This window comes from Tessaracoccus zhenghani (assembly GCF_054552775.1).
Genome location: NZ_CM137275.1, coordinates 1,390,935 through 1,408,600 on the forward strand (window position 1 = coordinate 1,390,935; position 17,666 = coordinate 1,408,600).

At 69.5% G+C, this 17,666-nt stretch carries 17 protein-coding genes and 3 tRNA genes; 7 read left to right on the plus strand and 13 right to left on the minus strand.

The window, feature by feature from the left end; genetic code table 11:
* The first annotated feature begins 62 nt into the window (after window positions 1–62).
* Complete coding sequence (locus ACX1DX_RS06710; RefSeq protein WP_459398033.1) at window positions 63–1,253, plus strand: anaerobic sulfatase maturase; 1,191 nt, start codon at window positions 63–65, stop codon at window positions 1,251–1,253.
* Between the two features lie 70 nt (window positions 1,254–1,323).
* On the plus strand, window positions 1,324–2,487 hold the full coding sequence (locus ACX1DX_RS06715; protein ID WP_459398034.1) for a M20 metallopeptidase family protein: 1,164 nt from the start codon (window positions 1,324–1,326) through the stop codon (window positions 2,485–2,487).
* A gap of 10 nt (window positions 2,488–2,497) precedes the next feature.
* Here the strand turns inward: ACX1DX_RS06715 and ACX1DX_RS06720 are convergent, their stop codons facing one another.
* The 7 genes from ACX1DX_RS06720 to ACX1DX_RS06750 form a co-directional block, all read right to left on the minus strand.
* Complete coding sequence (locus tag ACX1DX_RS06720; RefSeq protein WP_459398035.1) at window positions 2,498–3,562, minus strand: glucosaminidase domain-containing protein; 1,065 nt, start codon at window positions 3,560–3,562, stop codon at window positions 2,498–2,500.
* A 64-nt stretch (window positions 3,563–3,626) separates the two neighbouring features.
* Entirely contained in the window at window positions 3,627–4,706 is a 1,080-nt protein-coding gene (locus ACX1DX_RS06725) for a UDP-N-acetylmuramate dehydrogenase (RefSeq protein ID WP_459398189.1), read from the minus strand.
* A 28-nt stretch (window positions 4,707–4,734) separates the two neighbouring features.
* Window positions 4,735–5,142, minus strand: a complete 408-nt coding sequence (locus ACX1DX_RS06730; protein WP_182763821.1) for a MaoC/PaaZ C-terminal domain-containing protein — start codon at window positions 5,140–5,142, stop codon at window positions 4,735–4,737.
* Window positions 5,135–5,566: an FAS1-like dehydratase domain-containing protein gene (locus ACX1DX_RS06735; RefSeq protein WP_459398036.1), complete on the minus strand. Its 432-nt coding sequence runs from the start codon at window positions 5,564–5,566 to the stop codon at window positions 5,135–5,137. The genes ACX1DX_RS06730 and ACX1DX_RS06735 overlap by 8 nt, the downstream gene beginning before the upstream one ends.
* A 76-nt stretch (window positions 5,567–5,642) precedes the next feature.
* The gene (gene rpmG, locus ACX1DX_RS06740) at window positions 5,643–5,813 is read right to left on the minus strand and encodes a 50S ribosomal protein L33 (RefSeq protein WP_076060775.1); all 171 of its coding nucleotides are present in this window, start codon (window positions 5,811–5,813) and stop codon (window positions 5,643–5,645) included.
* A 48-nt stretch (window positions 5,814–5,861) separates the two neighbouring features.
* Window positions 5,862–5,937, minus strand: a tRNA-Met gene (locus ACX1DX_RS06745).
* A 36-nt stretch (window positions 5,938–5,973) separates the two neighbouring features.
* Window positions 5,974–6,046: transfer RNA gene (locus tag ACX1DX_RS06750), tRNA-Thr, on the minus strand.
* Window positions 6,047–6,171: 125 nt separating this feature from the next.
* Between ACX1DX_RS06750 and putP the strand changes: the two genes are divergently transcribed.
* Complete coding sequence (gene putP, locus ACX1DX_RS06755; RefSeq protein ID WP_459398037.1) at window positions 6,172–7,659, plus strand: sodium/proline symporter PutP; 1,488 nt, start codon at window positions 6,172–6,174, stop codon at window positions 7,657–7,659.
* A gap of 1 nt (window position 7,660) precedes the next feature.
* Here the strand turns inward: putP and deoD are convergent, their stop codons facing one another.
* Window positions 7,661–8,371 (minus strand): purine-nucleoside phosphorylase, encoded by a 711-nt coding sequence (deoD, locus tag ACX1DX_RS06760; RefSeq protein WP_182763823.1) that lies wholly within the window; start codon window positions 8,369–8,371, stop codon window positions 7,661–7,663.
* 87 nt (window positions 8,372–8,458) lie between these two features.
* Window positions 8,459–8,543: transfer RNA gene (locus ACX1DX_RS06765), tRNA-Tyr, on the minus strand.
* 125 nt (window positions 8,544–8,668) lie between these two features.
* On the opposite strand from ACX1DX_RS06765, the gene ACX1DX_RS06770 reads away from it, so the two are divergent.
* Window positions 8,669–9,160 carry a YajQ family cyclic di-GMP-binding protein gene (locus tag ACX1DX_RS06770; protein WP_182763824.1) on the plus strand — a complete coding sequence of 164 codons (492 nt, stop codon included), beginning with the start codon at window positions 8,669–8,671 and terminating at the stop codon, window positions 9,158–9,160.
* Between the two features lie 17 nt (window positions 9,161–9,177).
* Window positions 9,178–10,059: an exodeoxyribonuclease III gene (locus ACX1DX_RS06775; protein WP_459398038.1), complete on the plus strand. Its 882-nt coding sequence runs from the start codon at window positions 9,178–9,180 to the stop codon at window positions 10,057–10,059.
* Here the strand turns inward: ACX1DX_RS06775 and mptB are convergent.
* From mptB to ACX1DX_RS06795, 4 genes are read right to left on the minus strand one after another with little or no spacing between them, the layout of a single operon-like run.
* The gene (mptB, locus tag ACX1DX_RS06780; protein WP_459398039.1) at window positions 10,019–11,518 is read right to left on the minus strand and encodes a polyprenol phosphomannose-dependent alpha 1,6 mannosyltransferase MptB; all 1,500 of its coding nucleotides are present in this window, start codon (window positions 11,516–11,518) and stop codon (window positions 10,019–10,021) included. The genes ACX1DX_RS06775 and mptB overlap by 41 nt on opposite strands.
* Window positions 11,502–11,822 (minus strand): 4Fe-4S binding protein, encoded by a 321-nt coding sequence (locus tag ACX1DX_RS06785; RefSeq protein ID WP_182763827.1) that lies wholly within the window; start codon window positions 11,820–11,822, stop codon window positions 11,502–11,504. The genes mptB and ACX1DX_RS06785 overlap by 17 nt, the downstream gene beginning before the upstream one ends.
* A complete protein-coding gene (locus ACX1DX_RS06790; RefSeq protein ID WP_459398040.1) occupies window positions 11,819–12,271 on the minus strand; it encodes an NADH-quinone oxidoreductase subunit C in 453 nt (150 codons plus the stop codon). The genes ACX1DX_RS06785 and ACX1DX_RS06790 overlap by 4 nt, the downstream gene beginning before the upstream one ends.
* Window positions 12,264–12,650 (minus strand): NADH-quinone oxidoreductase subunit B, encoded by a 387-nt coding sequence (locus ACX1DX_RS06795; protein ID WP_182763829.1) that lies wholly within the window; start codon window positions 12,648–12,650, stop codon window positions 12,264–12,266. The genes ACX1DX_RS06790 and ACX1DX_RS06795 overlap by 8 nt, the downstream gene beginning before the upstream one ends.
* A gap of 58 nt (window positions 12,651–12,708) precedes the next feature.
* Between ACX1DX_RS06795 and ACX1DX_RS06800 the strand changes: the two genes are divergently transcribed.
* Together ACX1DX_RS06800 and ACX1DX_RS06805 are read left to right on the plus strand one after the other, a co-directional pair.
* Window positions 12,709–15,861, plus strand: a complete 3,153-nt coding sequence (locus tag ACX1DX_RS06800) for a DEAD/DEAH box helicase (protein ID WP_459398041.1) — start codon at window positions 12,709–12,711, stop codon at window positions 15,859–15,861.
* Window positions 15,862–15,923: 62 nt separating this feature from the next.
* Window positions 15,924–17,561 (plus strand): hypothetical protein, encoded by a 1,638-nt coding sequence (locus ACX1DX_RS06805; protein WP_459398042.1) that lies wholly within the window; start codon window positions 15,924–15,926, stop codon window positions 17,559–17,561.
* Window positions 17,562–17,666 lie beyond the last annotated feature (105 nt).

Sequence of the window (17,666 nt, forward strand, 5' to 3'; positions counted from 1 at the left end):
CACTACCCGGTCGGCAGACGCTTCCGACGCCCCTTGCGACGACCCCCCAGTAGGGTTGCGGGGTGATCCCGATCCCCTTCAGCGTCGTCAGCAAACCGACAGGGGCTGCCTGCAATCTCGACTGCACGTACTGCTTCTTCCTGTCGAAGGACCTGCTGTACGACGAGGACAAACGGCAGTGGATGTCGCCGGAGCAGTTGGACACCTTCATCCGGGAATTCCTGGGGGGCCAGCCGGATGGCGAGGTCACGCTCGCCTGGCAGGGCGGCGAGCCCACTCTGCGGGGCCTCGACTTCTACCGGACGGCCGTCGAGCTCACCCGGCGTTACCAGCGCCCGGGCCAGCGGGTGCAGCAGTCCATCCAGACCAACGGCACGCTACTCGACGATGAATGGTGCCGGTTCCTGGCCGAGGAGAACTTCCTGGTCGGTCTGTCGGTCGACGGCCCGCAGCACCTCCACGACGCGCACCGCGTCAACAAGGCCGGCCGCGGCACCCACGCCCAGGTCATCCGCGGATGGGAGTTCCTCCGCAAGCACGGCGTCGAGACCAACATCCTGTGCACGGTGAACTCCGCCAACGGCGACCACGGGGCCGAGGTCTACCGCTACTTCCGCGACGTGCTGGGCGCGACCTTCCTGCAGTTCATCCCCATCGTCGAGCGGGCCGGCTACGAGGCCCCCGACGGCAAGAGGTTGCTGTACCTCCAGCAGGGCGACGACGTCACGGACCGCTCGGTCGGCCCCGGCCAGTGGGGCCGGTTCCTGAGCGAGGTCTTTGACGAGTGGCTCAAGGCCGACGTCGGCAGGGTCTTCGTCCAGCACTTCGACGTGATGCTCGCCGCCCGCTTCGGGCAGTATTCGCTGTGCGTCCACTCCCCTGAGTGCGGCACCGCGCTGGCCGTCGAACACAACGGCGACGTCTACAGCTGCGACCACTACGTCGAGCCGGGTTACAAGCTGGGCAACGTCGCCGACGGCGGGTTCCAGCAGTACCTCCAGCTCCCAGAGCAGCGCGAATTCGGGCGGTCGAAGAGAACCTCGCTGACTGAGCAGTGTCGCCGTTGCCCGGTGCGCTGGGCCTGCCACGGAGGCTGCCCCAAGGACCGCTTCGCCACCTTGGCCGACGGCGAGCCCGGCCAGAACTATCTGTGCGAGGGCTACTACGGCTTCTTCTCCCACGCCGCCCCCACCATCGAACTGATGGCCCGCGCCGTAGCCTCAGGCCGCCCCGCGTCCGACGTCACGGGCTGACCGCGCCGGGCGCCCGCACGGGTTCGCTGGCACTCCCAGCACAATGTCTTCTTCGGTAGCCTTGGCAGCTATGAGCCTGCTCGAGGAGCTGACTGCCGCCGTCGACGGCGTACTGCCCGACGCGGCCGCCCTCAGGCGCGCCATCCACGCTGAGCCCTACATCAGCGGCGAGGAGGGACCCACCCGTGACCGGCTGGTGCGGGCCATGGGCTGGCTCGACTGGACGCCCGTGGCGGGGACGGGGGCCTGGGCCCGGCTGGGCCCCGACGGCCCGGCCGTCGGGCTGCGCGCCGAGCTGGATGCCCTCCCGGTCATGGAGGCCACCGGCGTGGAGTGGGAATCACGGCGCCCCGGCGTGGCGCACGCCTGCGGCCACGACGTGCACATGGCGGCGCTCTGGGCACTGACGACCGCAGCCCGCAGCCTCGACCTGCCTGTCGGCCTCGTGCCCGTGCTTCAGCCGCGGGAGGAGGTGACCCCGCCCGGCGCCGGCGACGTCGTGCGCTCCGGCCTGCTGGACGAGCAGGAGATCGAGGCGATGATCGGTGTGCATCTGCAGCCGCAGGTGGACCGGGGCGTCGTCTCCACGGGGGCCGGCGCGGTCAACGCCGCCTACGACTCGTTCGAGATCGTGGTGCGGGGCCGTCCGGGGCACGGCGCGTACCCCCATGTCGCCGTGGACCCCATCAGCGCGTTGGCCACCATCATCGGCGAACTGCAGAGCCTGCCCGGCCGCATCATCAATCCCACGCATCCCACGGTGATCTCGGTGGGTCAGATCGCCGGCGGCACCGCGCACAACGTCATCGCGGACCAGGCCAGCTGCCAGGGCTCCATCCGTACCTATTCGGAGGCGGACCGCGCGCTGCTGCACGAGGCCGTGGCACGGCTGGCGTCGGCGGTCGCGGAATCACGCGGTGGGCAGGCGACGACGCGCTTTGTGCGGGGCGGCCCGGCACTGCTCAACGACCCCGGGCTGGTGAAACGCATCGATCCGCTGCTGCGCGGCCTGGGGCTGACGGTCGCGGAGACGCCGTTCCGGTCCTGCGGCTCGGACGACTTCGCGGAGTACGGCCGCGAAGCCGCCTCCGTCATGTGCTTCATCGGCACCGGCCACGTGGACGGCGTCGGCCTCCACCACGGGGCGTTCCTGCCGGGGCGCGAGGCACTGCAGTTGGCCGCGCACGCGTTCGCCGCCGGCTACGTCGCGGCCGCCGCCCTGATCGCGGCGTGACGCGGGGCTCTCAGCCGAGGAGGCGGGCCCAGGTGGCGTAGCTCGAGTGGCCGCTGCCCTCGATGCGGTGCAGCTGCTGGAAGGAGCGCAGCGCCTTGTCCGTGGCGGCGTCGAAGGTGCCCGTGACGGCGACACTGCCGCCCTTGAGCTGCAGCTGGGTCTGGAGGACGCGGACGCCCTCCCCCTTCGCCCCGGATGCGAGCTCCGGCAGCAGCGCCTGCCACGTGGCGTCGTCCATCTTGCCGGTCACGGTGAGCTTCTGGGCCCGCTGGAACGCGCTGACGGCGGCCGTCGTCTGCGAGCCGTAGATGCCGTCGACACCGATGCCGGCCTCGAGCGTGTTCAGCAGCCGCTGCAGCGAGCGCACGGCGTCGCCGCGGCTGCCGACGAGAAGTTGGGGGAACATCGTGTACGGGTCCACGGTAGTGACCGGCGGCGTGGGGCCGTCGGGGTCCATGCCCTCCGGGTAGCCGGGGCCCTGGCCACGCAGGTTGTACTGGTACAGGTTGTGGCTGCGCATGATGCCGATGACCTTTTCGGGGTACTTCGGGTCCGTCGCGTAACCGCCCTTCCACACCTCGGTGACGAACTGATCCGGGTAGTCGACGTACTGAAAGGCCGCGGCGTAACGCGTGGCGGTGCTCAGCAGGCGGGCGTAGTCCCGCGTCGAGTCGAGCCAGCTCGCGTAGGTGCGGAAATCCGCCACGATGTAGTACTTGGTGCCGTCGGAGCGGGTGTACTCGGCGGTACGGACCGGGACGCAACCCGTCTGGTACGGCGAAGGCGTGGAGGTGCACTTGATGTTGAACAGGGTGTTCACGTTGTAGACCACCCCGTCTACGGTCAGCTGCCCAGCCATTTTCGACTCGCCCCAACCCGACTCCAAGGCGGCCATGCCGATGGTCACCGACGCGGGAATACCGAATTCCCGTTCGGTCTGCTGGGCGTCCTTGACCAGCTTCGCGATGAAGTCGCTGGCCGGGCTGCCCGCCGCTTCCTGCTGCCGCTGGAGCATCGGGACGGCCACGATGGCGAGCACTACTGCCACCGCCGCCAGCTTGAGCCATCGTTTCATCTGCAATCACCCTCCGGGGAGGAGGCTAATGGCAGGGACACGTCGCCCGGAAATATCTCAAGCGTCACTTGAGGTCGGGCAACGCCGTTCCCACGAGGTTGACCTCCGGCACCAGACGGATCCCGAAACGCTCTGCCACGCCGTCGCGGACCTCGGCGGCGAGCGCCACCAGGTCTGCGGCGGTGGCCGAGCCACGGTTCGTCAGCGCCAGCACGTGTTTGCCTGAGAGCCTGGCCTGGCCGTCGCCATGGCCCTTCGCGAAGCCGGCGTGCTGGATCAGCCACGCAGCGCTGGTCTTGACCCGGCCGTCCGCGTCCGGGAACCGCGGGGCCTCAGGAGGCAGCGCCGCCGCTTCGTTCTCGCCGAGGACGGGGTTGGTGAAGAAGGAGCCCGCGCTCCAGGAATCGTGATCCGCCTCGTCGAGCACCATGCCCTTGGAGCGGCGGATTGCCAGTACGGTCTCGCGGACGCGGGTGGCGTCGACGCGACCGCCCGGCGCGGTGTCGAGGCGGCCCGCGAGCTCCGCGTAGCGGATGGGTGCCCCGAGCGAGCCCAACCGGAACTGGAACCCCACCTCCAGGACAAGGTAGCGGCCGGGCTCACGCTTGAAGCGGGAGGTGCGGTAGCCGAAGCCGCAGTCCGTGAGGGGGAAGGTGCGCTGCGTGCGTTCCTTCCTGTCCCAGGTGCGCACAGAGGTGATGGTCTCCGCGACGTCGGAGCCGTAGGCGCCGACGTTCTGGATGGGGGTGGCGCCCACGCTGCCGGGGATGCCGGACAGCATCTCGATGCCGCTCCATTCGTTGGCGACGGCGTGGGCCACGAAGGTGTCCCAGTTCTCACCCGCCGCGACGCGGACCGCCGCTCCCCCGCAGTCTGAGACGTCGGCGGTGATGCCGGTGGTGCCCAGCCGCACGACGGTGCCGGGGAAGCCGGCGTCGCTGACGAGCAGGTTGGAGCCGCCGCCGAGGACAAGGACCGGCTCAGCGCGGCGGTCACAGTCCGTCACGATGTCAATGAGTTCGCGCTCGGTGCGGGCCACGAGGAACCGCTGGGCCGGGCCACCGACGCGCAGCGTCGTGTGGCGGGCCAGCAGCGGGGAATCCGGGATGGGCGGGGCGTGGGTGTCGATCGCGACGCGGTCCAGGCTGCAGGACGCGGCCTCTCCCCCGGGCTCAGTCAAGACGCACCTCGGCGCGCGCGGCGCCCAGCACCGCGTCGTCGGCACAGGTGGCGGTGATGGCGAGCTTCGCCACCCCGTCTGCCACCTCGGTGACCTTGGCCGCGTAGACCACCTCGGTGCCCTCGTCGGTGTCCGGGACGACGACCGGACGGGTGAAGCGGACGAAGTAGCTGAGGACTCTTGCCGGGTCCCCCACCCAGTCCGTGACGATCTTCAGGCCGGCGCCCATGGTCCACATGCCGTGGGCGACGACGCCCGGCAGCCCGATGGCCCGCGCATGGCGGTCGGAGAAGTGGATCTCGTTGAAATCCGTGGAGGCGCCTGAGTAGCGCACCACGGTGGAGCGGGAGACCCCGACCCTGAGTTCGGGCAGCTCGGTGCCGACGGTGACCTCACTCATCGCTGTCCTCCCGGGGGCGCGTGTGCATCAGGGTGGAGCGCGCCTCGCAGACAGCTTCACCGTCGACGGTGAGGTCCACCAGCACGGTGATCATCTCCAGGTTGCCCCGGTTACGCACCTTCTCGATGCTCAGTTTGGCCACCACGGCGTCACCGGGGCGCAGCGGGCGGTGGAAGGCGAAACTCTGGTCCGTGTGCATGGTGCGGTTGAGCGCCAGACCGAGCTCCTCGTCGCCGAACATCGCGGCCCAGGCCTGGGCCGCGATGACCGCGGCGAAGGTGGGTGGGGCGATGGGGTCCTCGCCCGAGTAGGCGGGGTTGTCATCGCGCACGGCTGAAGCGAATTCGGCGATCTTGGCGCGGCTGACCACGTACGGCGGAGCGGCCGGGTAACGGCGGCCCACGTGTTCGGCGGAAATCGGCATGCGCGTAAGGTTACCGCCCACCAACGACAACGGCCGCTCCCTGGACGGGAGCGGCCGTTGTGGTGAGCGGTGGGGTTCAGCGGGTTTCGCGGTGTGCCTGGTGGGTGCGGCAGCGCGGGCAGAACTTCTTGAGTTCGAGACGGTCCGGCGTGTTACGACGGTTCTTCTTCGTCACGTAATTGCGCTCCTTGCATTCGGTGCAGGCGAGCGTGATGATCGGGCGGACATCCCCGGACTTCTTAGCCATGATCTTCCTTAGCTTGCGGCGCGTAGCGCGTGTTCTCTGCTGACAATGTGGTGACGAGGGCGGGAATCGAACCCGCGACACAGCGATTATGAGCCGCTTGCTCTACCGACTGAGCTACCCCGTCAGGAGTTCTTTCCCTGGTGGAGCAGGGAAAGAACAGAGCCCCCATGCGGAATCGAACCGCAGACCTTCTCCTTACCATGGAGACGCTCTGCCTACTGAGCTATAGGGGCCAGCCGACGACCAACAGTACATCACCCAATTCGGAGAGCACAAATCGGGGGTTCTCCTTCCTGAGACCCGTCCGATCGGGGTTTTCGGTCGATCTGCGGGACCCCCGCCATTTAGGCTTCGGGCCATGATCTGGCAACTGACAGCGATGGCCCTGTACATGACCGGCATGCTCTACATCGGGTACCGGGCCACCAAGCAGGTGGAGGACCTGGACGACTACATGCTGGGTGGCCGACGGCTGTCCCCCGCGGTGGCGGCCCTTTCGGCCGGCGCCTCGGACATGTCCGGCTGGCTGATGATGGGCCTGCCCGGTGCCCTGTACGCCGCCGGTCTGTTCCAGGCGTGGATCGCCATCGGCCTCACGGTCGGCGCGTGGTTGAACTGGCTGCTCGTCGCGCCGCGCCTGCGCAGCTACACGGAGATCGCCCGCAACTCGATCACCATCCCGTCGTTCTTCCAGCACCGCTTCCGCCACGACTCCCCCGTCATGCGCGTCGCCGCCAGCCTGATCATCCTGGTGTTCTTCACCTTCTACGTCTCCTCCGGCATGGTGGCCGGAGGCAAGTTCGTGGAGTCCACCTTCGGCCAGCCCTACCTGCTGGGCATGCTGATCGTCTCCGGCGTGGTCATCACCTACACCCTGTTCGGCGGCTTCCTGGGCGCAACGTACACCGACGTCGTCCAGGGCATCCTGATGTTCGTGGCGCTCCTGGTGGTGCCGGTCATCGGCCTCATCGCGGTGGGCGGGCCCGACGAGGTGATGGCGGGCATCCGAGCGGTCGAGGCGCAGGACGGGGTGCCGCGCCTCAGCCTCAGCGCGGGCGGCACGCTGATCGGCGGCCTCTCCGCGGCCGCGTGGGGCCTGGGCTACTTCGGCCAGCCCCACATCATCGTGCGCTTCATGGCCATTCGCTCCGCCCGGGAGACCAAGGTCGCCCGCCGCATCGGTGTCACCTGGATGGCGCTCGGCCTCGTGGGCGCCTGCGCCACCGCGCTGGTCGGCATCGCCTACTTCAACCAGCACCCCAACGAGTTCGTCTCCAAGGACCCCGAGCAGGTCTTCCTCGTCCTGTCCTCCGAGGTGTTCCACCCGTTCCTGGCCGGCCTCGTCCTGGCTGCCGTGCTGGCCGCCATCATGTCCACGCTGTCGTCGCAGCTCGTGGTGTGCTCCTCTGCCGTCATCGAGGACCTCTACAAGCTGGTCACGAAGCGGACGATGACCAAGAGTCAGGAGGTCGTCGCGGGCCGCCTCGGCGTGCTGGCCGTCTCCGTCATCGCGCTCCTGCTGGCCATCAACGACGACAACCCGGCGGTGTTGTTGCTCGTCGCGTTCGCCTGGGCCGGGTTCGGGGCCAGCTTCGGACCGACGATCATCCTGAGCCTGTTCTGGAAGCGCCTCACCTCACAGGGAGCGCTGTGGGGCATGGTGACCGGCGCCGTCGTCGCCTTCGTCTGGGGCCGGACGGAGGCCCTCAGCAGCACGCTCTACGAGATCGTGCCCGGCTTCCTGGCGAACCTGCTGGTGGCGGTGGTGGTGTCGCTGCTGACGGCTCCCCCGGCGCCCGAGGTGGTCGAGGAGTTCGAGGAGGCCGTCGCAGCGTCGAAGGCCTGACTCAGGCGCGCAGCGCCGCGACGGCGGCCTGCAGCGAGTCCGTGAACATGGTCTCGCGTTCTTCGGCCGTGAGGTCGCCCGAGCCGTCCTTGAGATGGTCCGACACGGTGAGCACTGCGAGCGCCTCCTTGCCGTGCGCGGCGGCGCAGGCGTACAGGCCGGCCGCCTCCATCTCGACGCCGAGAGTTCCCAGCTTGTCGAGCGTGGGGATGATGTCCATCCGCGAGGAGTAGAAGAAGTCGCTGGTGTAGACCGATCCGACGTGCACCGTCCGGCCGGCGCCCCGGGCCTGGTCCACGGCGCCGCGCAGCATGTCGTAGCTGGCGGCCAGCGACAGGCTCACGCCTGGCACGTCGATGGTGGCAACGCTCGAGTTGGTGTGGGCGGAGACCGCCACGATGACGTCCTTCACCTTCACCTTCGACGAGATACCGCCGCAGGTGCCCACCCGGCAGATGCGCTCCACCCCGAACTGCGAGTACAGCTCGTTGGCGTAGATCGAGAGCGAGGGCACACCCATGCCGGAGGCCATGGCGGTGACGGGCACGCCGTCGAACGTTCCGGTCCAGGCCCCGATGCCGCGCACGTCGGAGACCAGCCGGACGTCCTCCATGTGGTCGCGGGCGATCCGCTCGGCGCGCTTCGGGTCACCGGGCATGATCACCAGGGGGGCGATGTCGCCGGGTTCGCAGGCGATGTGGGGAGTGGCCATCGTGGGCACCTTTCTCAGTGGGGCTTGCGCATCACACACTAGGTGCGAAAACACGAATAAGGCCCCGAATCAATCCGATTCGGGGCCTGGTGGCAAGTGTTGGATTCGAACCAACGTAGGCTACGCCGACGGTTTTACAGACCGCTCCCTTTGGCCGCTCGGGCAACTTGCCATTCACCGGTTTGACCCGGCGACGCACAACTCTAGCAGGAGGAATCCGGCAGGTACAAAGCGCCTCCGGGGGAGTCCGTGCTGGCACAATGTGAGGACCGATCACCGACCGAACCCAGGAGAGACATGGCTGCGGACAGCTCATTCGACGTCGTCAGCAAGGTGGACCGCCAGGAGGTGGACAACGCCCTCAACCAGGCGGCCAAGGAGGTTGGCCAGCGCTTCGACTTCAAGAACGTCGAGGCGAAGATCGCCTGGTCCGGCGAGGCCATCGAGATGGAGGCGAACTCCGAGGAACGGGTCAAGGCCATCCTCGACGTGTTCCAGACCAAGCTGTTGCGGCGCGGCGTCAGCCTCAAGGCGCTGGAGACCGGCGACCCGCGCGTCTCCGGCAAGCTGTGGAAGATCACCGCCACCACCCGCGAGGGCATCAAACAGGAGGACGCCAAGAAGGTCTCCAAGCTCATCCGGGACGAAGGGCCGCGCGGCGTCAAGACCCAGATCCAGGGCGAGGAACTGCGCGTCTCGTCCAAGAGTCGCGACGACCTGCAGGCCGTGCAGCAGCTGATCAAGGAAGCGGACTTCGACTTCGCCGTGCAGTTCGTCAACTACCGCTGAGGCTAAGCTTCGGCACCATGCGCATCGGCACCCACAACGTCAACGGCATCCGTGCGGCGCTGCGCCGCGGCTTCCGAACCTACTGGGACGGTGCCGGGGCCGACGTCATCGCCCTGCAGGAGGTGCGCTGCCGCGTCGGCGACCTCCCCTTGGAGGCGTTCGCCGGCTACCACGTGACGCTCGACGCGGGGCAACTCGCCGGGCGCAACGGCGTGGCGGTGCTCACCCGGGAGAAGCCTGCCCACGTGCGGGCCCTCTCGGAGTCGGCCACGACGGTGGCCCCGGACGGCGAGCCGGAGGAGGTCGACGTGGAGCGGATCATCAGCCGCGATCTGGCGTCGTTCGCCGGCGAGGGCCGCTACGTCGAGGTCGACCTGTCCGACGCCCCGCTGCGGGTGGCGTCGCTGTACCTCCCGAAGGGCTCCGCGTGGCCCTACGAGGAGGACGGCGAGGAGAAGTACCAGCGCAAGATGCGCTTCATGCGCGGGCTCGCCCGGGTGCTGACCACGTCGCGGCGGGAAGCGGCGGGGCAGGGCCGCGAGTTCCTGGTGATGGGTGACTTCAACATCGCCCACACGCGCCACGACCTGAAGACCTGGCGCACCAATCAGAAGTCCGAGGGCTTCCTGCCAGAGGAGCGCGAGTGGCTCGACGCCCTGCTGAGCCCGCGCAGCCTCGTCGACGTCGTGCGACGCCTGCACCCGGACACCGACGGCCCCTACAGCTGGTGGTCGTGGCGCGGCCAGTCCTGGACCACCGACGCCGGCTGGCGCATCGACTACCACCTGGCCTCCCCCGGCCTGGCCGCGCGGGCGACCCGGGCCTGGGTGGGCCGGGAGGCCACCTACGAGGAGCGGATCAGCGACCACTCTCCGGTGCTGGCTGACTACTCTTTGTGATGGGTTGGCGCAGCTCGTGGGTGTGCACCGCCCAGTAGGACGCCCCGAACAGGATCAGCACCATCATCCACAGCCCGTTGCGGATGCCGAAGTTCATCGCGTTGAACCCCAGCAGGATCACGGTGGCGACGATCGCCCAGCGCAGCGCCCGTGAGGACGGGCGGGTCACCGGCAGGAGCACGGCTCCCCACAGCAGGTACCAGGAGTGGATGGCCGGGGCGCAGAAGGCGAACCACAGGAACGAATAGCTGATGAAGTGCAGCGGCCGCTTGCCCAGGTGCCGCCACGCGAACCAGCCGATGCCCGCCACGGCCGCCACGGCGCCGATGCCGCGGAACACCGTGATGACGGCGCGGCCGGTGGGGTCCAGGCCCGCCCAGGTCACCGGGTACTGCACGATGAAACCGGCGACGGTGAAGGGCGACACCGTGTCCACCATGCCGGGCACGTTGATGGCGTTGACCCAGCCGAAGCCGAGCCCCGACACCAGCGAGAATCCCGCGAAGACCGCCACTGAGATGGCGAGCGAGGCCGTCGCCTTCAGGGCCGCCCACACCGTCGGCCGCCACCGCCACGACGCCCAGGGGTGCACCAGGAAGGGCAGCGCGACCGAGACGAGGAACGCGGGCTGCTTGATGGCCGCGGCCAGGCCCAAGATGAGGGCGCCGAGCCACCAGTGTCGCCATTTCAGGGTGACCCAGATGCCCAGCAGCATCAGGCCTGTCATGTGGGAGTCGTTGTGCGCCCCGCCGATGAAGTCGATGACCAGGATCGGGTTGAGCACGGCGAACCAGCTGGCCATGGCGGGATCGACGCCCACCCGCTCCGCGATCCGCGGCACCATCAGGCCGATCAGCACCACGCCCACCAGCGCGGGGATCCGCATCAGCACGGCCGAGAGGTACGGGTCGAACGCCGCCAGGTTGACGAGCCCCTGGCTCATCCACAGCGACAGCGGGCCGTACGGCGCCGTCGTGCCGCGCCACACCCACGCGACCTGGTCGGCGTAGTAGCCGGGCAGGATGCCGGGGCCGACGGCGTAGGGGTTCAGCTGGTTGTGGAGCAGCCAGCCGTGGGCGGCGTAGGAGTAGGCGTCGTGCGAGAAGACCGGTGGGCCGAACAGCAGCGGCAGCGACACGATGGCCAGCACCGCCCAGTGCCGCAGTTGCGGCTGCCCCATGGCCCGACGGCGGGCCGGCCGGAGCCTGAACCACGCCTCGAGCATCAGCATGAGGCCCAACAGCGTGGCGATGGTGCCGAACCAGCGGGTGGTGGGCCCTTCGATGCGCCAGGCCCGCAGCACGTCCCAGATGGGCGAGGCCTGCGGGAGGTACGCGGGGCTCAGCGAGCCGATGAGGATGCCGAGGCTGCCGAGGAAACCGAACCAGACGCCACGCGTGGCGGCGGCCTGCCTCAGATCTGACCACGCGCCCCGGGCAATCTCACCCGTGCGTCGCACCGGGGGCCAGTTGCTCGCGGTGGTGCAGCAGGTCCACCAGGCGGTCTGCCGAAGGCACGTGCGCCCCGCCCCACACGAGCGCGTCGGTGGGGCACTGCTCGATGCACACGCCGCAGTACATGCACAGGGACCAGTCGATGGCGAAGGTGTCGAGAACGTTGTGGGTGCGTGGGCGGGCGCCGGGCGCGGGCAGCGTCTGCTCCTGGTGCGAGGTGAGCGTGATGCACCACGTGGGGCACTCCCGGGCGCAGATCATGCAGGAGGTGCAGCGGTCCTCGATGAGGTCGATGGAGCCGTGGATCATCGGGCGCCCTCCACTCCTGGTGGCAGCAGTTTGCGGCGGCCCGGCTCGGAGGAGCCCGGCTCGACGGCACCGGGCCAGGGCTTGGCCTGGCGCGGCGCGAGCAGGACGTCCTTGCGCAGGGGGGCGCCGCCCGCGTGGTGGATCAGGGGGCGGTTGTCGCCGCCGTCGAAGGTGACGCCGAAGAAGTCGTGCACCTGGCGCTGCAGCCAGGCGGCCCCGGGGAAGACCGTCGCCACGTCCGGGAGGTGCGCATCCGTGCGGGGGGTGCGCGTCACCAGGTCCGCGCGGCCGCGGGTGACCGGGTTCTCGAGCGTGAGGATGACCCGGATCTCGTCCGAGCGGCCCAGTTCATCGACGGCGGTGAGGTTGATCAGCAGGCTGAACCCGGCGCGGCGGGCGGCCGCCGCCTCGTCGGCCCACTCCTCCACCGGGATCTGGTACTCAGCCACGCAGGCCCGCCAGGTACTCGTCGAGCGCGGACGGCGGCGGTGGGCAGCCGGCGATGAAGTGGTCCACGGGCACCAGCTCCTCACCGCCCTTCACGACGGCGTACGAATCCCAGTAGGGCCCGCCGACGCAGGCGCAGGCGCCGAAGGCGACCACCGTGGCGCCCGGCACCTGGTCGAGCGCGTGCCGGATGGCCGGGACCATCGGCGCGGTGATCGTGCCGGAGAGCGTGACCACGATCCTGGCCCCGTCGGGGATGGACGCGGTGTCGACGACGGGGCGCGAACCGGCCGCTGACTGCGATTCGAGCGCGCAGCAGGCCAGCGGGACGTCGACGACGAAGATGTCGCCGTCCCCGAACCAGTCGCGCGCCATGAGCATGCCGAGAGTCTAGTGCGATACGGCACTGTCGGCTCGGGCAGCTAGACTCGCCCGAGCAATGACGACGACCTACCCGGACTGGGTCCCGCGACTGACCGACGCGGACCTCACTCTTCACTTCGGCGCACCGACGGTGGCGCGCGGGGCGCACTATGCCAACCTGGGGCGGGTCTCCAACATCCAGACGGCCGGTGTGCTGGCCACTGCGCAGGTGCGCGGTAGCAACTTCCGGCAGTACCAGACGAGCGTCGCGCTCAACCGCGGCGTGCTCACCGCCACGTGCAGCTGCCCCATGCGCGCCAACTGCAAACACGCGGTGGCTCTCATCCTCAGCATGCGCACCCCGGCGCTCACCCGCCCCCAGGTGTCCTGGCGGGCGCTGCTGCAGCCGCTGATGGATCAGCCAACCGTGGCGGACGGCTCGCCGATGGCGTTGGTCTTCAGCGAGGACGGCGCGGAGCTCGGCATCGCCCCCGCCCGGTTGGGCGCCCGCGGCAACTGGGTCCGCTCCGGTGTCGGCTGGGCCGAGATCATCAGGGACCCGGGGAACCTGGAACCGTCCCACCTCGAGGCCGTCCGGGCCGTCCTCGAATCACGCGACCTGTCCAGGGGCGGCGGCAACTGGGTGCCGCAGGTGCTCGCGTTCAACGACCTCAACCCGGGCGTCTGGGAGGCCCTGCGCCGCGCCTCCGCCGCCGGCATCGAGTTCATCCCGGGTACGGCGGCCTCGGGCCGCACGATGGCGCCGCCGGTGGTCTCGGCCCAGCCCTTCGAGCCAACGCTGCTGCTGCGCCGCGACGACGGCGGCCTGAGGCTGGTCCCGGCCGTGCACGACGGCGAGGACACCGTCGAGGTGACCGGCCGGGCGCTGCTGGGTCGCCCGGCGCACGGCGTGTCGTTCCCGCGTGAGGGCGAATTGGTCCTGGGCGCGCTGTCGCGCCCGCTGGACCTGTCGGAGCAGCGGGTGTTCGCGCACGGCTCCATCACCGTCCCCGAAGCAGAGGAGGCGGCGTTCTCCGCCGGCTTCCTGCCGCAGTTGCGCCGCCGGCTCCGGGTGAAGCTCGCCGAGGACGTGCAACTCCCTGAGCCTGAACCGCCGAAGCTGCTCCTCCGTGCCGAGTTCTCCCCGGACGCTGCCACCCTGCAGTGGGGCTTCCGATACCGCATCGGCACCACCGTCGTCGACGTGCCGCTGCAGGCCCGCGCGTCGGAACCGCACCCCCGCGACTACGCGGCCGAGGCGAAGCTGCTCCCGCTGGCGGCGAGTCCCTGGTTGCAGCCGCTCTCCCAGCGGCGCCCTGAACCCACCACCCTCACCGGGCGGCCGCTCATCGGGTTCGTCAGCGACACCCTCCCGGACCTGCAGGCGCACCCGGCTGTCGAAGTTGAGTCCACGGGCAGCGCCCGCACCTACCGCGAGGCTGACGACCAACCGGACATCGAGCTCAACGTCACCGAGTCGGAGAAGGGCGACTGGTTCGACCTGGGTGTCAACGTCACCGTCGGCGGCGAGCCCGTGCCGCTGGCCGAACTGCTGGCGGCCCTCACGGCCGGCGACGACCATCTCGTCCTCGATTCGGGCGTCTGGTTCTCGTTGGACGTGCCGGAGCTGGTCCAGCTCCGCGAACTCCTCGACGAGGCGAGGCTGCTCGTCGAGCACGACGGCGACACCATCCGCCTGCGGCCCGAACACGCCGGCCTCTGGGACGAGCTGGTCTCGCTCGGCGTCGTCGCAGAGCAGTCCGCCGCGTGGCGGCAGTCGGTGCAGGGTCTGCTGGACCCCGAATCGCTTCCCCCCGTGGACCTCCCGAGGGGCCTCGACGCGGAGCTGCGCCCCTACCAGGACACCGGTTTCCGCTGGCTCACGTTCCTGTGGCAGACGCGGCTGGGCGGCATCCTCGCCGACGAGATGGGCCTGGGCAAGACCCTCCAGTCGCTCGCCTTCCTGCAGTCGGTGCACGAGCGGGGAGAGCTGACGCACCCCGCGCTCGTCGTGGCCCCCACCTCCGTCATCGGCACCTGGGTGGCGGAGGCGGAGCGGTTCGCCCCCGGCCTCACAGTGGTGCCCATCACGGAGACCCACGCCCGACGTGGCACCCAGCTGTCGGAGGCCATCGAGGGGGCAGACCTCGTCGTGACCTCCTACACACTGTTGCGGCTCGAGGAGGAGGCCTACCGGGACCTGGAGTGGTCCGCGGTGCTGCTCGACGAGGCGCAGTTCGTGAAGAACCACATGTCGAAGGCGTACAAGGCCGTCCGCCGGCTACGGGCACGCCTGAAGGTCGCCCTCACCGGCACGCCGCTGGAGAACAACCTGATGGACCTGTGGTCGCTGCTGTCGATCGCCGCCCCCGGGCTGTTCCCGGATCCGAAGGCGTTCACCGTCGCCTACCGCAAGCCCATCGAGAACGGGAACCGCGACACCCTGGCCCGGCTCCACCGCCGGACGCGCCCGCTGATCCTGCGGCGCACCAAGGCCGCCGTCGCGGAGGAACTGCCGGACAAGCAGGAGCAGTTGGTGCCGGTGCAACTCGCCCCGGCGCACCGACGGATCTACGACAAGCACCTGGCCCGCGAACGACAGAAGATCCTCGGCCTGGTGGGAGACCTGCAGCGCAACCGCATCACCATCCTGCGCTCGCTCACCCTGCTGCGCCAGCTGAGCCTCTCGCCCGTCCTGGTCGACGGCGACTACCCGGCCGTCTCCGCCAAGATCGACGCCCTGCTCGACCTGCTCGACGAGGCCCTCTCCGAGGGTCACCGGGCCTTGGTTTTCTCGCAGTTCACCGGGTTCCTGGGGTTGGTGCGGGAGAGACTCGACGCCGAGAAGATCAGCTACGAGTACCTCGACGGCAGCACCCGCAACCGGGCGGAGCGGATCTCCGCCTTCCGCGGCGGTGAAGCTTCCCTGTTCCTGATCAGCCTGAAGGCCGGCGGCTTCGGCCTCACCCTGACGGAGGCGGACTACGTCTTCATCCTGGACCCGTGGTGGAACCCCGCCGCGGAGGCGCAGGCCATCGACCGGACGCACCGCATCGGGCAGGACAAGCTCGTCAACGTCTACCGGCTCGTCGCGGAGGGCACCATCGAGGAGAAGGTGGTGGCGCTGCAGGAACGCAAGCGCGCCCTGTTCGACGACGTGGTGGGCTCCGGTTCAGACACGGCGGCCCCCATGAGCGCGGCAGACATCCTGGGGCTGATTCAAGACTGACAAGGGCCTTGGGTTCCGTGATCGGGGAAAGCGTCGCGAGAGCCCCTGGGGAGAAGAACCTGATGAACCGCCTGAAGACCGTCGTGCTGGTCACGCTCATGGCAGTGGGCGGCGTGCTGCTCCCCACCGTCTCGCAAGCCCCCGAAGCGGCCGCGCTCGATGTGTACACCACTCCCGGCACCCACACGCTCAACGGTCGCCACTGGAAGACGACGTGTGCCGCGTACTCACCGACGATCGACCGCTGCCGCACGGAGATCTTCGCCACGCAGATCACCCGCGACGCGGCGGGGCGCTTCAGCCAGGCCAACGGCTGGGCCTTCAACAACCTCACCTACAAGCCCGTTGCGCACAAGCTGTGGGGCGCCAACCCCCTGGCCAACCCCGGCGAGTGGACGGAGGGCGGCCGCAGGTGGCGCACCGAGTGCGGCACCGCGGCCACCGGCAAGGACGGCTGCCGCAGCTACATCCACGGCACCGGCTACACCTCCGTGGGCGGCCGGGTCGAGGCCGTCAACCAGTGGATGTTCAACAACATCGTCCGCGTCACGCCGGGGTCGATGAAGGTGGACCTGGAGGCGGACCAGATCCGGCAGGCGCCGGCCTTCCTGCACGGCCGGCGGTTCTTCACGCTCGGCACGATCATCACCGACCCGAACGAGGGCGGCCAGGCACGCGGCACCGGCCGGCTCAGCCAGGTCGAGCTCGACCCGGGCGGCCAAGTGGGCACGTTCAGGGAGAGCCACTGGTCGTTCACCTGGGACATGGCGCGCGAGTCCGATTACGGCGCCTTCCGCACCTCCATCGGCAACCGCCCCACCGGCTGCACTGTCAGCGCCCAGGACAACGCCGACCGCACCCGCATGGGGCTGCCCGCGTTGCCCGCCGGCACCTGCGACGTGCGGGCGGCCCGGTCCTTCACGGCGAAGCCCACCGTGCGCTACGGCACCTACGACCACTCGGGCGGCAACCGCCTCCGGTTGTTCTGGAACAACTCGTTCACCACGGAGACCTACCTCGACACCAGCGCCCCCGGCGCCGCCCACAGCGAACTGCGCCTCGCCGCCCACACGCACCAGGGCAGCGTCAACGCGCTCGGGTTCATGTTCGGCTCGACGAAGGCCCCGGCGGCCGGCCGCTCGATGGTCCCCGAGACCCAGAAGGAGCCGCCGTGGCTGCCGCCGCGCTCGGTCAATCCGGCCGTCGTGTCACAGTCGCTCTTCCCGAGCCCGGCCGGGGGCGCCGACAAGACCCTCTGGGTGCAGAACCTGGCCACCCCCGCCCTTCTCCCGGTGCGGCAGTCCTTCCAGTTCCGCGATTACCAGGACGCCGGACGCGGCTGCATCGTGACGAAGCCGGAGTTCCGGGGGCGGGTGTCGCCGTCGGGCTGGCACTCCTACTTCTGCCCCCTGGCCGACAACGGCAAGCTGGTCTGGCACCACATGGCCGCGTCGCTCGTGGCGGAAGGTCACGGCCTCTGCGGGATCGGAGACTGGAGCAAGTGCGCCGCCGCCAGCCCTCAGACCGTCCGGTACGGGCTCCCCGCACGGGCCGGCGGCCACGTCTACGCCGGGCTGCAGCTGATCGACGACGACAACGAGCTGGCCGCGATCGTCGGCCTGGAGACGAGCATGTACAACCACAAGGCCAGTTCGCAGTCGGCCATGGCACTGTTCGCCGCCGTGTCCCCTGACAGCTGAACGGGGATTCTCCCGAGCGATCGGGACTAATCGGGTGCCGCCCGGTGTTATGCGCTGAGGGACCCGCGAAACACCGGGTCTAAACTCTGACCGGAGACGATTCGT